The organism is Siminovitchia thermophila, assembly GCF_016909185.1.
Classification (GTDB): Bacteria; Bacillota; Bacilli; order Bacillales; family Bacillaceae_C; genus Siminovitchia; species Siminovitchia thermophila.
Window position 1 is genome coordinate 129,589 of the sequence record NZ_JAFBFH010000001.1, and the last position, 13,999, is coordinate 143,587.

General features: G+C 43.8%; 9 protein-coding genes. 1 reads left to right on the forward strand and 8 read right to left on the reverse strand.

From position 1 onward, the window contains the following. Positions 1-16: 16 nt before the first annotated feature. The 8 genes from JOC94_RS00610 to JOC94_RS00645 all read right to left on the reverse strand — a co-directional run bounded on the left by JOC94_RS00610 (position 17) and on the right by JOC94_RS00645 (position 12,228). Positions 17-1,054, reverse strand: coding sequence for an ABC transporter substrate-binding protein (locus JOC94_RS00610; protein WP_077109793.1), 1,038 nt, complete (start codon positions 1,052-1,054; stop codon positions 17-19). A 1,104-nt stretch (positions 1,055-2,158) separates the two neighbouring features. Further along, entirely contained in the window at positions 2,159-4,117 is a 1,959-nt protein-coding gene (locus JOC94_RS00615) for a hydantoinase B/oxoprolinase family protein (RefSeq protein ID WP_077109792.1), read from the reverse strand. A gap of 39 nt (positions 4,118-4,156) precedes the next feature. Further along, a complete protein-coding gene (locus JOC94_RS00620) occupies positions 4,157-6,202 on the reverse strand; it encodes a hydantoinase/oxoprolinase family protein (RefSeq protein ID WP_077109791.1) in 2,046 nt (681 codons plus the stop codon). 528 nt (positions 6,203-6,730) lie between these two features. After that, positions 6,731-7,708, reverse strand: a complete 978-nt coding sequence (locus tag JOC94_RS00625; protein ID WP_077109790.1) for a 5-oxoprolinase subunit C family protein — start codon at positions 7,706-7,708, stop codon at positions 6,731-6,733. Continuing rightward, the gene (locus tag JOC94_RS00630; RefSeq protein WP_083717254.1) at positions 7,705-8,595 is read right to left on the reverse strand and encodes a 5-oxoprolinase subunit B family protein; all 891 of its coding nucleotides are present in this window, start codon (positions 8,593-8,595) and stop codon (positions 7,705-7,707) included. Before JOC94_RS00630 ends, JOC94_RS00625 begins: the two co-directional genes overlap by 4 nt. Beyond that, positions 8,573-10,630, reverse strand: a complete 2,058-nt coding sequence (locus tag JOC94_RS00635) for a sigma 54-interacting transcriptional regulator (RefSeq protein WP_077109788.1) — start codon at positions 10,628-10,630, stop codon at positions 8,573-8,575. Before JOC94_RS00635 ends, JOC94_RS00630 begins: the two co-directional genes overlap by 23 nt. Before the next feature lie 299 nt (positions 10,631-10,929). Continuing rightward, positions 10,930-11,154 (reverse strand): sulfurtransferase TusA family protein, encoded by a 225-nt coding sequence (locus JOC94_RS00640; RefSeq protein ID WP_077109786.1) that lies wholly within the window; start codon positions 11,152-11,154, stop codon positions 10,930-10,932. A 12-nt stretch (positions 11,155-11,166) separates the two neighbouring features. Further along, on the reverse strand, positions 11,167-12,228 hold the full coding sequence (locus JOC94_RS00645; protein WP_077109879.1) for a YeeE/YedE family protein: 1,062 nt from the start codon (positions 12,226-12,228) through the stop codon (positions 11,167-11,169). A gap of 363 nt (positions 12,229-12,591) precedes the next feature. Here JOC94_RS00645 and JOC94_RS00650 point away from each other — a divergent pair, with 363 nt between their 5' ends. Then, entirely contained in the window at positions 12,592-13,983 is a 1,392-nt protein-coding gene (locus tag JOC94_RS00650; protein ID WP_077109785.1) for an NAD-dependent succinate-semialdehyde dehydrogenase, read from the forward strand. Positions 13,984-13,999: the final 16 nt, after the last annotated feature.

Genomic DNA, 13,999 nt, shown 5'->3' on the forward strand with positions numbered 1-13,999 from the left:
ATTGTTTCATCCTTTTCTACTGAAATTTATCTTTCCACTCATTTCGAATGCGGTCATAATTTTCGTTGACCCAATCGATATCAAGATCTATCGCATGCGATTTCACGCTGTCCAAGGTGAGTGGTGTTTTAGATTCTACTTCAGGATTAATTGGAATATGGTACCAATTCGCCAACACTTCCTGTCCTTCTTTAGATAGAAGGAAATCAATAAACTTTTTGCCGCCCTCCTCGTTTGGTCCCCCTTCAACTAGTGATACAGGATTAACAAGAATGGGCGTTTTATCCGGAACAATAAAATCAACGCTTTCTCCCTTGGCTTTTAATTCATACGCCATGAAGTCGAAACCAACCCCAATATGAGCCTCCCCCATGGAAACCGCTTTTGTAGGAGCTGAACCTGAATCCGGCATAGAGTTTGCCTGCTCCGCCAGTTTCTCGAAATATGTCCAAGCTTCGTCTTCTCCCTTTTGCATCATCTTGCTCATAACCATTAAAGTGGCTGTGCCTGAAGCTGCCGGGTTGGAAAATTGGATTTTTCCTTTCCACTTCGGATCAAGTAAATCTTCCCACGTTTTCGGCGCTTCTTCTTCGGAAACAAGTTCAGTGTTATATGAAAATCCAAGGACAAAGATTTCCACACCGACATATTTGCCATCCTCATGTTTCACTTTTATGCCGTTTTCTACCACTTCCCAATCAGCTGCCAAGTCGGGAATATAAGAACCGATAATACCTTTTTCAACAGCAGCTTCAAATGGGAGAATGCCTCCACCTCCATACCAAACATCAGCTTTTGGATTGTCTTTCTCTGCCATCATTTGGTTGACAAGAACATTAGTCCCCGCATAGTGCACATCAACCGTTTCATCATTAAGCTCTTCATATTTTTGCTTCAATTCTTTCGTCATATCTGGTGTTTCCGGGGAATAGAGCGTTATCCGCCCCTCGCCCTTCTCGCCGCCTTCACCTGAGCCCGACGAATCACCTGCACATCCTGCCAACATGACAGCAACCAAAAAAACACTTGCCAAGAATCCTACTACCTTTTTCACTTCGTTCCCCCCTTAATAAATGTGGATAACCAAGACAAAAAAATGAGATAAACGTACTGAAAGAAACCCCGCACACTTTGTAAGGGTTTTCAATTCAGGCGTTCATCTCATCGTCTCTGCCTTATATTGGATTTACATACATTATACTCTATTTTTATAAAACATCAAGTGTAAATTCAGAATAAAAGAATATTTGTCAGTGTTAACAATTTTTTGTTTTATCCCGCGTGTAAGGTGCCGTAAGACTCCCACTTCAAAATCTTGAGTGAATACAAATGGTCTAAGTGGGAGAAAACGGCACCTACATGCCCGATTGGTTCAACTAATAACATTCAGTAGAAGCCCTACTGAATGAAGTTTCTCTTTATCTGCTTGTTTACAAAGCAATAGCAACACTTGCAAAGGAATGAATCCCAAATTTTTCGCGCGATCCGTCCTCCCCTTGGATGATAGGCAGGAACTGATGCATAACCAATGCCGACTACAATGCCATGAGTCAGAAACTTATAAAGCGTATGAAAATCTATTAGAACGGAAAGTGATGGCAAGCTTCTCGGGCGTTTTGGATGTACGTCAGACAGTAAAATAAGGCCAACCACTTTTTGTTTGAATCCATATTTGACCACAAAATACCCCAAAGGTTAGAATTGGTTTGTCTAACTTTTGGGGTGCATATCAGTATGGATAGTCTAGTCTTGCTTATTAGTTTTAAATTAAGGTAAGGTATAAATCAAATATAATAAAGTTTAAATATAAGAAATATCCCAACAGTGTATACTAGTTGAGTCAAAACAAATAAAATATATCCTTTATTGAGATTTTTTTCTTTATATTTTTGATCATAAATACTCGCTGGTGAAACAAATTTGGATGTCTTAAGGATTGGATTTTTCACTATTTGTAAAAGCCAATGAAAACAGTATGATTGAAATGGCTAAAAATATATACGAAAATCGGAAATTTTTGAAATACCCCCTTTAAGCATCCAGGTTTTCATTTTTTACAAGTCTACTTAAAAGGGAGCATATCAGCTGACCCCTCTCATTCCGGCATTTTTTCTTGTTCCATATTCTTATTAGGAAAAGAATGAATCTCCTTTTTTCTCTATCCCCAATAAGCCAATGTGCGTTTTTTCATCGCTTCCCTGTATTGGGCGGTTGACTTCGGAAGCAGTTCATTTGTTTTTTGATCAATAATAATGCCGTAATGACGGATCAGATCCAATAGATCCAATTCACCATTATGATATTTTTCCATGACGCTTTCCGGATCTTGTTCCAGCCACTTTCTGCGGTTAAGCCGAATATACTCGCGAGCCGTTTTCGTTGCTTCTTCATCAATTTCAAAGAGGTCGATTTCTCTGTCAATTTCCTTTATGACGACACCATAATCTTTCTTCGCTCTTTCAATGGACACATAGTCGTCAATGACGTCTTCAAGCACATCTTGCGGATCTCTTTCAAGCGGATCGCCAAGACCGCCGCCGCCAGCAGATGGTCTTGTGAATTCATCTCCTTTGTTTACTTTAACATTGGAAAAAATCGTTCCCAGGAATTCGCTGTCTGCTTCACCCCGCATCAGTTGAACACCATGCGGAGTGGAGGGTAAACCGCCGAAGATTCCCCACGTGACAGAACGGGAGCGGTCACAGCAGTAAGACATCACAGCATCGTCTGCTTCCGTCAGGATACCGCCTTTTTCCACGCCGCAGCCGCCGCGGAATTTTCCAGGGCCGCCGGAATCAGTGACAATTTCATGTTTGGTCGTAATGACGGGGGACAGACGTTCCTGCCCTTCACATGGCTGAATGCTCAATCCGACACCGAACACCGGGGACAATGCATTCGCCCCATCTTTTGTGCTGCGGCCTCCATGGCCTCCGGCCATCCAGTCATACCACATGAAATAGTTGTTATAGCCGTTCCGTTTATCGTCTCCGCCGATAAGAAGATACTCCAGGTTGAAAGAACAGGCAAGGGCGCGCTCAGGCATGATCTGCGACCATAATTCAAAGCACGCATTCATGATTTTTTCATACGCTCCCGAACAGAACCCAGTGACAGCCACCGGCCAGCAGGAATTGACGACTGTATTTTCCGGAAGATCCACATGGACAGCCCGGTAAAATCCGGAGTTAAGCGGTATATCCGGGAAGAACGTTTTCGTTCCGGCGTATGCCGCGGACATCGAAGCACCAAATGCCGAATTCAAGAAACAGCCGATCGATTCATGAGAACCGGAAAGATCGTAAAAAATTTCATCGTCTTTAATCGTCATTTTTACTTTTATCGGTATCAGGCTGTCCCCAATCTCAGGATCCATGTCGATATAATCAGTCGTTTCCCACACACCATTTGGAAGCTCTTTTACTTTTACGCGGGTTAAGCGTTCCACATAATTTTGGACTTCTTCAAATGCAGTCAAAATCGTATCAAGTCCATATTTTTCGATCAATTTGATCAACTGTCTTTCTCCCGTTTTGGTCGCTTCCGCCTGGGAACGGAGATCCCCGAGCCGTTCTTCGGGTACACGCATGTTGGCAACGAGCAAGTGAGCCACATCATGCAAGTACTCTCCTTTGCTCCAAATTCTGAGTGGAGGAATCCGGACTCCTTCCCCATAATGGTTTTTGGCGTTAATATCAAAGGAACCCGGCGTAGATCCGCCCATATCTGCCCAGTGCCCATTCACTTGCATAAAAGCGATGAGTTGGCCCTCATGAAAAACTGGACGGATAATCCGTGTATCATTAAAATGCGTTCCCCCTCTATAGGGGTCATTAATGATAAATACATCCCCCGGATGAATATCGTCACCAAAATCCTCAATCACCGCTTTCGCTGTTAAATGCAATGTCCCGACGTGGACGGAAATATCCTGAGTTCCCTGCATTACGGTGTTTCCTTGGGCATCACAAAGCGCCGAGCTGAAATCGCGGTTGTATATCACAAAAGAATAACAAGTTCTCAATACTTGCTCTGACATTTGGTCAACCAAATTGACAAAGCCATTTTTTAAGACTTCAAACGTTACCGGATCTAATTTTGTATCCACTTTCAACATGATATCGCTCCTTCTCTTCATTATAGAATTTGTCTGTTTTTAAACCCGATTCATAATAATATTGCGGTATTCGTCTATTTTGACGTTGTAATCCGCCGGCACAACGATCGTCGAATCAAGCTGTTCAATAATTGCCGGGCCTTGGAATTCCGACAGAACCGGGATTTTCGAACGGTCGTAAATCTTCGACTCTACCATACCGCCTTCTTCTTGGAAATAAACAGGGCGAATTTCTTTTAGGGCATCTTCCAAAGTTCCGGCCGGCTGCTCTTTTACGAATTGAGGCTTTTTGACAGTACCAATTGCTTCCACACGCAAGCCGTAAATTTCAATGTCTTTTTCACGGTCCGTAAAAGCGAATTCACGCTCATGCTCAAGATGGAACTTTTCAATGGCATCTTCCAGATTGAAAATCGGTCGGTCAACTGTGACGGATAAAGTTCTCCACTGTCCGACATAGCGCATATCAATATAGCGAATCAAATTCATTTGATCGTCTTCAATTCCTTCTTCCGCCAAAAGTTCAGTTGCTTCTTTTTCCATTTCGATAAACTCATTTTCTAATTGTTCTTTTGTAACTCCTGCCGCTTTGGCAAAATACGTTTTTGAAATATCGTGGCGAACATCCACAAGCAGACAGCCCATAGCCGCAGCAACGCCCGGATGGGCGGGAACGATCACTGTGGGAATTTCCATTTCCCTTGCCAAATCTGCGCCATGAAGCGCACCTGCACCACCAAATGCCACAAGAGCAAAGTCACGGGGGTCATAGCCGCGACGGACGGAAATTAAGTTCAATGCATCGCACATATTGGCGTTGGCCACTTGGATCATGGCATTGGCAGCACCGAGAGTATCATAACCGAGAGGCTTCGCCACTTTTTCTTCAATTACTTTGGCGGAAATCCCTTTATCCAGTGACATCTCGCCATTAATCAATTTCGTATTCAATCTGCCAAGAACCAGGTTGGCATCTGTATTTGTCGGCTCCATGCCGCCATTTCCGTAACATGCAGGCCCTGGGTCCGCTCCGGCACTGTGCGGGCCATTCCGCAAGGACCCTCCTTCATCAATCCAAGAGATACTTCCGCCCCCCGCGCCAATCGTCAAGATTTCAATGCTCGGGAAACCGATCGGATAACCGTATTCAATGTACCAATCTTTCGTGATCCGGAGTTCATTGTCATACATCAATGAAATATCTGTACTTGTCCCACCCATATCCAGACCGATCGCATTTTTAAATCCGCACATATTGGCAATATGTTTGCTGGCGATCGCGCCTGCCGCGATACCGGAGCTTGCCAATCTTGCCGCATACTTTGGAACCGTTTGGGAGGTCATTACCCCTCCCCCTGAGTGAAGGACAATAATATCGCCTTCGTACCCGATATCTTTCATATTGCTTTCCAAAAGATGAATGTACTTGCTGACTGTCGGTCCAAGCACCGCGTTGACAATTGTCGTGCTCATCCGCTCATGCTCAAAAATTTCCGGTAAAGTATCGGAAGAAGTGCAAATATAAGCATCTGGCAATTCTTCTTGTAAAATTTCCTTCGTTTTCTGCTCATTTTTTCCGTTGACATAAGCATTCATAAAGCAAATGGCTACTGATTTAATTTCTTTTCTTCTTAAAATTCTGGCTAATTCACGGACTTCTGCTTCATTTACTTCCTTCATCATTTCCCCGTTAAAGTCGACACGCTCGTCCAATTCGAAGCGGTTTCTCCGCTTAATATAAGGCTCTGCCACATCATTATATGCATCCCATAGATCGAGCTTCGTCCCGCGCCGTATTTCAGGAACATCTCTGAATCCTTTTGTCGTAATAAGCGCTGCTGTTGGAAGCTTCCTTTCGATTAATGCGTTGGTCCCCACTGTCGTACCATGGGAAAACATTTTTATTTGATCGCCTGTCAACTCGGCTTTCATAACCCCATTAATAATCCCTTTTTCCGGATTGGAAGGCGTAGAAGAAGTTTTGGTGACAAACATCTCACCGGTTATTTCATCAAAAACAAATACGTCCGTAAAAGTACCTCCTACGTCTACTGCCACATGATAGCCTGATTTTTTGCTCAACATAATCCCCTCCGTTTTAAATATATTTATTGATCCCGCATGTAAGGTGCCGTAATACTCCCACTTTCAAAATCTTGAGTGAATACAAGAGGTCCATGTGGGAGATAACGGCTCCTAAATGCCCGATTGGTTCAACTAACATTCAGTAATAAGCCCTACTGAATGAAGTTTCACTTTATCCCGCATGTAAGGTGCCGTAATACTCCCACTTTCAAAATCTTGAGTGAATACAAGAGGTCCATGTGGGAGATAACGGCTCCTAAATGCCCGATTAGTTCAACTAACATTCAGTAATAAGCCCTACTGAATGAAGTTTCACTTTATCCCGCATGTAAGGTGCCGTAATACTCCCACTTTCAAAGTCTTGAGTGAATACAAGAGGTCCATGTGGGAGATAACGGCTCCTAAATGCCCGATTGGTTCAACTAACAGTCAGTAATAAGCCCTACTGAATGAAGTTTCACTTTATCTAAATAATGCATTGCTTAATTTTTGCAGAGCTGTTTGACGAAGCATCACCACCTAACATGATTAAAATTGAACACTTTCCCGTACTCTTTCAATCAATCTTTCTTTTTCTCTCCTCATGGCAATCGCCTGATCGACAGTAATCGCTTTAAATTTCACCGTTGACAATGGTCTCATTTGAGATAATTCGTTGATATCCTGCCATATGACGGTTCCGATCGTGACGAATCCGCCTCCGCCCGTTCCATCTGTTAATAGCACAATGATTTCTCCTTCGTTGGGAACGATGACTGCTCCAATCGGATAAGGAATATCAACGATATTTCCCGGATTTCCCCCTGAGCCAAACGGTGGTTCGCTCTCTTTGTAGCGAACGTCCCCGCCGTTTAACCGGCACGCTGTCCGGGTTGATTGCGGTTGTATCGTCCAGGGCGTATTTAAAAAGGAAACCAATCCTTCGTCACTCACCAAGTCACATGTGATCCCCAAAACAATATGGGCCGTTCCCGTTCTGGCAAATATTGGCTTTGCTTCTTCAATCACTTGTTTTCCCACAAGCTGAATGGCCCCGGGAAGCGGTTCAGCCATTCTGATTTCATCACCTGCCAATAAAAGCCGGCCAGTGATGCCATGAAAGCCGCTGGCTAAACAACTGGATCTGCTTCCCAGCACCTCCGGCGCTTCCAATCCCCCTGAAACACACAGATAGCTGAACAAGCCTTCCGAAATCTTCCCAATTTCCAGCACATCGCCTTTTTTGACTTCAAATACTTCCCACATTGGCTGCATGTTCCCGTTTAACCTGACTTCGGCCGGGGCGCCTGTTATGACTACGGTCGTTCTTTTTTCAAATTCAACACTGGCACCCTTTACCATCATCTCCAATCCCGCGACATCCGTTGGATTACCGATGAGTACATTGCCAAGCATAAAAGACAATTTGTCAGCAGCTCCGGATGGAGGAACTCCCAAATGAAAAAAACCTGTCCGTCCAAGATCTTGTATAGTTGTCCGTATTCCGGGATCAATTAGTTTCATCATGAACGGAGTCCCTCCATTAAATCTGCGATATACAAATCTCCTTTCTCCTCGTAGCGGGAGGCAGAGAAAGTGACATGCTTTATATTGAATTCGTAAGTGCCGCTGGACACTTGTTCACGGATATTTTGGTATTCCGCCTCTGATACGGGCCGATATTTCCATAAATCACCGGGCCTTGCCAGGAAAAAGCTTTCTTTAAACGGCTCCAGCTTTTGATTGACATCGTAAACGGGGACTGCCGCCATACCGATCAATTGGTAGCTTCCCGGAGAATCGGAAGGGTAGACCACCGTAAAGGCGCCACCCAGCCCTACCGCTCTTTCCGGAGTGAATGGGCGCGGGCTTTTATACTTGGGAACTTCGATAATTCTTTCCCTTTCCTTTATTAATGGAAAGCACCACGCAGTTCCTGGTTTAAACCCGAGCGATGTGACAAAGTAAAGAGGGCGGGAATGGGCTTGAATAAAATCTTCCTTGCTGCTATATCCCGTGAGCTCCATGACATAATCAAAATTCGACTTTTCTTCTCCCCCATGTTGGGCTGAGTACTTTCCGGACACTTCTTTTGTCCACTCATCGTTATACAGAACGGGAATTTCAATGATCCTTGATTGAAAGTTCAAGCTTTCATGTTCATTCTTCATGGAATCCACGTCCCGCAAATATTCAAGCAGATGATGCGGAGAAATGGTGTTTGGATCATAGCGAATTAAATAGGACGTATTATTCGGGTAAATCTCTATGATTCCCGGAATCTTTCTCTCTTGCAACTCGTTCGTAATGGAAAGCGCCTTTAACGTGCTCTCGATCCGCATCTCTCTGGAAATTTCGGCGTAAATATATTCATCGCCACAAAAGTCAAATTTAGTTTCGGAAAAAAAGATCAACTTCCGCACCCCCCGCACCGTTAAATCTTTTCATGCGCCGACTGACAGTAGATATACTAATATCAAGCGCCTTAGCCGCTTCAGTGGCTGTTCCAAATTTCGCCACTGCTTGCTCAATGAGCTGCCGCTCCACTTCATCAACCGCTTTTTTCAAAGGCATGATCCCTTTAACCGTCAAGAAGCTTTGTTCATCAGCATCATTGGCCCAAAGCACACGATAGACGTCAGTTTCGGTAATCAGTTCTTCTTTGGAAACGACTACAAGCCTTTCAATCATATTGCGCAATTCTCGAATATTTCCTGGCCATTGGTAGCTTTCCAATGCATTCAGGGCATCAGTTGAAATTTTTTTCCTCTTTCCAAACTGCTCGTTTAATTCTTCCAAAAAATGAATCGCCAGCGGCGCGATATCTTCTTTTCTTTTTCTTAACGGCGGAATAGAAACGGGAACAACGTGCAAACGGTAAAAAAGATCCTCCCGAAACTGATTTGCCTCAACCATTTTCTGTATGTTTTTATTGGATGCGGCAACCACCCTTACATTTACTTTTACAGGAATAACCGAACCGACTTTGGCAATCTCTCTTTCTTCCAAAACCCGCAACAGTTTCACTTGCATCAGGAGCGGCAATTCAGAAATTTCATCCAAAAATACCGTGCCGTTGTGAGCTTCCTCAAACAGGCCGATTCTTCTTGTATCTGCTCCCGTGAAGGCGCCTTTTTCATGGCCGAATAATACGCTTTCAATCAAGTTTTCAGGGATGGCGCCACAGTTCACCGCTATAAAAGCGTTGTCTGACCGACTGCTTAAATCATGAATTTTTCGGGCGATGACTTCCTTTCCGACACCCGACTCGCCGTGGATCAGAACTGTGGAATCCAAAGGAGCAACCGCTTTCACTTCGTCCATAAGCCGATGCATTTGACGAGAGCGGTAAATAATGGAAACCATACTCGCGGATTCATGTACCGGCTCTTCGTTTGTCCCCATCTCTTTGTCTGCCGATGTGATGTCTTTTGAAAAAACGATAACCTTCTTTAGTTTTCCTCCGACATATATCGGTGCCGCTGTTGATAAAACAGCCCCTTTTTTTCCTTCCTGCGTTAACGACACCCTTGACTTCTTTTCGATTGCTGCGGAAACAATATCCGGAATAAAAATGCCCTTATCCACAAACTCTTGAATACGCTTTCCCTTTAAAGCTCCCGCATCCTCTTCTCCCCAAAAATGCCGAAAAAAAGCCCCAGCTGCCCGTGTAATTGTTCCGGAAGCGCTCACAACCAAAATCTGCTCATTGGCCAGTGTATAAAATGCCTGAAGGTCTTCATTCATCTCCTGTACAAAATCCACTTCATGAACAGCTTCTTTAAGCTGTTCTTTCAAGTAAAAATTATGAATAATCCCGATGATGTTTCCGTTTTCATAAATAGGAGAAAATTGGCCTGTGATCACTTTAAAGTTGAACATATTTTCAATCCCAAACCACTTTTGCCCCTCGAACACTTCATCAAAGGATTCTTCCATGCGGATGATCTTCCTGTAATCTCTCCCTTGCAAAATTGATCTTTTCATGCCAAGGATTTGTTCCGCCTTTTCGTTCATGAATTGAACGTGGAAGGAAGCATCCATCGTGACGATCCCCATCTCCGCACTATTCAGCGCATCATTAAAGCTCTTTAACTGCAATTGATTCATTTGATGTTGCAGGTCGTCCATCAGAATATAACCCGTTGGTTTTTCAGAGTGATCCACTCCAATCACCAGAAAACAGTTATGAATCCGTTTCGCTTGTGTATCTTCCCTCACGAACAGAAAATTGTTTTCAGGCTTGATCAAGCCGTTCTTATCATCCCCATTCACAAGTTGGTTTAATAAAGAAGAGGGGGTTACGTAGCCGATTATTTCTTCATTATCGGCAACAAAGCCAACCTCGAAGCCTTCTTCTTTTAACAGAACAATCGATTGTTCCACAGTCCAGTCAGGAGATAATATAACCGATAAGGGTTGCAATACATCTTTCCAATCCCAACTCATGGATCCCCCTCCAAACATCTATTTGTATCTTCTTGACGGTGCTGTTTTCGATTTTCTGTTTTGCAAAGTTATTTTGCAATTTGCGTGCCAACGAATGTTGAAAATGCGAAAACGTGCTATCGTTAGCGTTTTCAAACGGAAAATCTATAAGTACAGCTCCGATCTTTTTCATTTTTGAAAAACAATTTTGCAATTCTGCAAAATTATGTGGTTTCATCATATAGGAAAAAAAACGTTTGCGCAATAGCGCAAAAAAAAAAAGCGGGAGTCATCAACTCCCCGCTTTCACCATTCTTCTTTTAATTTTTTTGTACAGTAATCGTCCAAGCCGCTTCATCAATTTGTTCAAAGTTGGTTACAGTGTGGCCAGCCTCGGCTGCCCAGCGCGGAATACTTTCCGTCGCCTGCGTACAATCAAATTCAATGACAAGCTCGTCTCCTGGCCCAATTTCTTCGATTGCTTTTTTTGCTTCAACGAGCGGGAAAGGACATACCTGCCCCATCACTTCCAATTTTTTTTGCATGTTGCTTCCTCCTTATGTTATCACTGTTTTTTCCGCCACAACAGCGTTTTTCTTCTTCGCATATGGACGGATAAATACAAAGTAAGATGACGTCCACGTTCCAAGAATAATAAACAATAGCGATATCCACCCTTGCCATGTCATCATCGCCGTCATAACCAAACCATTACCAATCGAGCATCCTCCGGCGAGACTTGCTCCAAAACCCATTAAATTTCCTCCAATAAAGCTTGTAATGCCTGTTTTGGCATCGGGCATTCTAAAGCGGAATTCTTTGCTTGCCTTGGCCGCAATAAATGAACCAAGAAAAATACCAAGGACAAGAAAAACACCCCAATTCACAAACTTCATGTCACTGGTGACCAAGTATTGAAGGATATTGGCTGATGGTGTCGTAATGCCCAACCCATACATTCTTCCAGTTGCTTCACTGAGCGGCCAGGCGAGAATCGCGATCAATCCCACCAACACCGCCGTAAAAAATGGATGCCAACGTTTCTCAAACAACAGATGGGAAAGTCCCGAACGCTTTGGTTTCATTGCAGGAATAGCAACTTTTGGTTTCTTGAGCTCTCTGATGATCACCCATAATACGATGCCGACAAAGACAATGATAAAAACCCACACGGAAATACCTGTTGTTTCCGCAATGGAATTCGTGGCAAACTGCACTGATTTCATCGACTGATCAATAGGGGCAAGTACTCCCGTTCGCATGACAGCGCTCATGAACATATAACCGAATAAAGCAATCCAACTGCCAAGCAATCCTTCACCCGCACGATACCACGTACCGGTTGCGCAACCGCCGGCAAACACGATGCCGATCCCGAAAATAAAGGACCCAATGATCGTGGCAACCCACGAAAAAGCCCCTGCTGAAAATTCGATCAATCCGAATTGAATCAATGCAAATACACCAATGCTTTGAACAGCAATAGCGATGAGCAAAGCATAAAACATTCGATTGTCTTTCGCAATATACATATCACGGAATCCGCCGGTAAGGCAAAAGCGGCCTCTTTGCATGACAAAGCCAAGCAAAGCCCCACATAACAGACCCGTAACAACCATTTGAAGCAATCTCATTCTCCTCCTTTACTACAAGCAAAAACATAAGTAAACCGCTATGATTTATAAACATAATTGTATATCCATTTTACCTCTTTCGTCAATAGGCTAAAATAGAGTAAAAACTCCATTTGCAAACAGGGACTTTTTCTTTTAAAATGATATTGTTTAACGCTACATAAATCGAAACAGTTGTTTCGGCAAAATGAGGTTTCCCCAGTGTACGGCTGAACTCCGAGTCACATCGTATACCGGTTATACGGATACTCTGTTACAATAAGGGAGAGGTAAAATGAGATTGCAGGTTATGTCTTTCCGGCATAGAACCTTGTAACCATTGACTACTATAAAGAAGGAGAGAAAAACATGGCACAAACTTTTGAAGTAAAAAACCCAGCAACGGGTGAAGTAGTCGATGAAGTGAAAATCGACACATCCGAAGAAGTCAAAGCAAAACTGGAAAAAGGCCATAAAGCTTTTAAAGAGTGGTCTAAAATCAATGCTCACAAACGGGCCGAGCTTCTTTTCAAATGGGCCGATAAAATTAAAGAAAACAAAGAAAGCATTGCAGAAATCATGACAAAGGAAAACGGCAAACCTCTTCACGAATCACTAGGAGAAGTTGACTATGCAGCCAGCTATGTCATTTGGTATGCCGAAGAAGCAAAACGCATTTATGGAAGAACCGTTCCCGCTTCAACGGAGTCCAAACGGATAATCGTCACAAAACAGCCAATCGGCCTTGTTGCCGCCATCACTCCATGGAACTTTCCGGCAGCGATGATGACAAGAAAAGCGGCTCCCGCGCTTGCAGCCGGTTGCACTTTTATCGTCAAACCTGCGGTTGAAACACCGTTAACAACAATTCGTCTCATTGAACTGGCTCATGAAGCAGGCATTCCAGAAGACGCCGTTCAAGTAGTCAATGGGAGCGGACGGGAAATCGGCGGATTGTTCACTGACAGCACACTCGTCAGAAAAATTACATTTACAGGCTCTACGCCTGTTGGAAAAGCCTTGATCAAAGACAGCGCCAATACAATCAAGCACGTCACAATGGAGCTTGGCGGACATGCCCCGCTCATTGTTACCGAAGATGCCGACCTTGATTTTGCCGTTGAACAAACAATGATCACCAAATTTAGAAATGCGGGTCAAACTTGTGTTTGCGCGAATCGCCTCCTCGTTCACGAAAGTGTCGCCGATGAGTTTTCCAAAAAATTGGCTGAACGCGCACGCCAGCTAAAAGTCGGTAACGGCTTGGAAAAAGGCACAGATATCGGTCCGGTTATCAACAAAAAAGGCTACGAAAAAATTGCTTTCCAAATTAATGACGCCATTGAAAAAGGCGCAGAAGTGCTTGCCGGCAATAAATTTGATGTAGATGAAGAAAAAGGCAGCTATTTCATTTATCCTACAGTCCTTAAAAACGTAACGGACGACATGGACATCATGCAGGAAGAAACTTTCGGACCTGTCGCACCCATTACAACATTCAGCACATTGGAAGAAGCGGTTGAAATTGCCAACAGCACGCCATACGGGCTTGCCGCGTACTTCTTTACGAATGACTACAAGGCTGGCACTTACCTTTCCGAAAACCTCGAATTCGGGATTGTCGGCTGGAATGATGGAGCTCCATCTGCAGCCCACGTACCATTCGGCGGTATGAAAGAAAGCGGTCTTGGACGAGAAGGCGGTCCCGAAGGAATCGAACCCTACTTGGAAACAAAATATTTGTCCATTGGCGGACTATAAATTCGAAAAAATGCTC

Bases quoted from the DNA above. Each gene is read 5' to 3' on its own strand.
- JOC94_RS00615 (WP_077109792.1), bottom strand. From the start codon at position 4,117: ATGTTGAAAGTGGATACAAAATTAGATCCGGTAACGTTTGAAGTCTTA.
- JOC94_RS00620 (WP_077109791.1), bottom strand. From the start codon at position 6,202: ATGTTGAGCAAAAAATCAGGCTATCATGTGGCAGTAGACGTAGGAGGT.
- JOC94_RS00625 (WP_077109790.1), bottom strand. From the start codon at position 7,708: ATGATGAAACTAATTGATCCCGGAATACGGACAACTATACAAGATCTT.
- JOC94_RS00635 (WP_077109788.1), bottom strand. From the start codon at position 10,630: ATGAGTTGGGATTGGAAAGATGTATTGCAACCCTTATCGGTTATATTA.
- JOC94_RS00640 (WP_077109786.1), bottom strand. From the start codon at position 11,154: ATGCAAAAAAAATTGGAAGTGATGGGGCAGGTATGTCCTTTCCCGCTC.
- JOC94_RS00645 (WP_077109879.1), bottom strand. From the start codon at position 12,228: ATGGTTGTTACGGGTCTGTTATGTGGGGCTTTGCTTGGCTTTGTCATG.
- JOC94_RS00650 (WP_077109785.1), top strand. From the start codon at position 12,592: ATGGCACAAACTTTTGAAGTAAAAAACCCAGCAACGGGTGAAGTAGTC.